1 protein-coding gene is annotated in these 901 nt (G+C 40.0%); it reads left to right on the top strand.

What is annotated here, in order from left to right; translation table 11 throughout:
- The first annotated feature begins 183 nt into the window (after positions 1–183).
- A complete protein-coding gene (locus tag AACW06_RS19750; RefSeq protein WP_192076359.1) occupies positions 184–693 on the top strand; it encodes a hypothetical protein in 510 nt (169 codons plus the stop codon).
- Positions 694–901: the final 208 nt, after the last annotated feature.

Raw genomic sequence — 901 nt, 5'->3', positions numbered from 1 at the left:
ATTTGCATAACAAACAATTCAAGTGGATTCTCAACGCGTGGTAGTTTTACTATGCGTCAGGTAAAGTGTTTTACGGTGCAATGCAGCGGCTTGGTCAGTGCGTTGTTCACCACTTAATTGGGCGTTATGTGTGTGGGCGAGTCAGTTCACTTAAAGTTAGAGAATATTAGCAGTGGTAGGTAAATGTATAATTGGTTGGTAGCGACTTTTTCAACTCCAGCAGAGCAAGCAAAACTGTTTTCGATAGTTGTTTCTGTCGTTCTTGCTGTGTTGATTTTACTTTTAAATCAGTGGTTTATTTCTATAAGAGCAAAGAAGGAGTTATTCATTACTAAAGTAGAGGAGCTTCTTACTACAATATACGCTTATGAACGGATTTCATTGGATATTTTGTCTAGGCTTTTTAACTCGTCTATTGCTGACCAAACTACGTTAGATAAAATGGCAGAAAGTGCAGAAATAGCGGATAAATTGGAAATGCTATGCGTACTATATTTTCCGGAAATTACTTTTGAGTCCGGTGACGGTCAAAAGATAATACTGAAAGCGCATCAAGATGTTGAAAAGGTTCAAGGGCATTACACCCATCCTAAGAGTTCCTATGCAACATATCAAAGCCGTACAAAGAACCTAAAAGATCTGTTGGACCCTTTAAAAGAGGCAACAAAGTCAATCATGAAAAAACACACATAACAAAGCATTTAAGAGTGATTCGCAACGCTTGGCGCTTTCGCTTCGCTCAAGTATAGCCAAACGTCGCTCACACCTTAATGCGGCGTTAGCTGGGGTTAAGAAAAGCTGTGAATTTAGGGTGGAAAGGCTTTCGGTTTTCTAGCTACACACCGGACAAATCTCAGCTTCTCAATTATCTCGCCAGTGGCACTTTTCGGGAAGTGTTTGA

It is taken from the genome of Vibrio sp. S12_S33, assembly GCF_963889785.1.
GTDB classification, from domain to species: Bacteria; Pseudomonadota; Gammaproteobacteria; order Enterobacterales; family Vibrionaceae; genus Vibrio; species Vibrio aestuarianus.
This window is presented reverse-complemented; position numbering and strand designations above follow the sequence as displayed.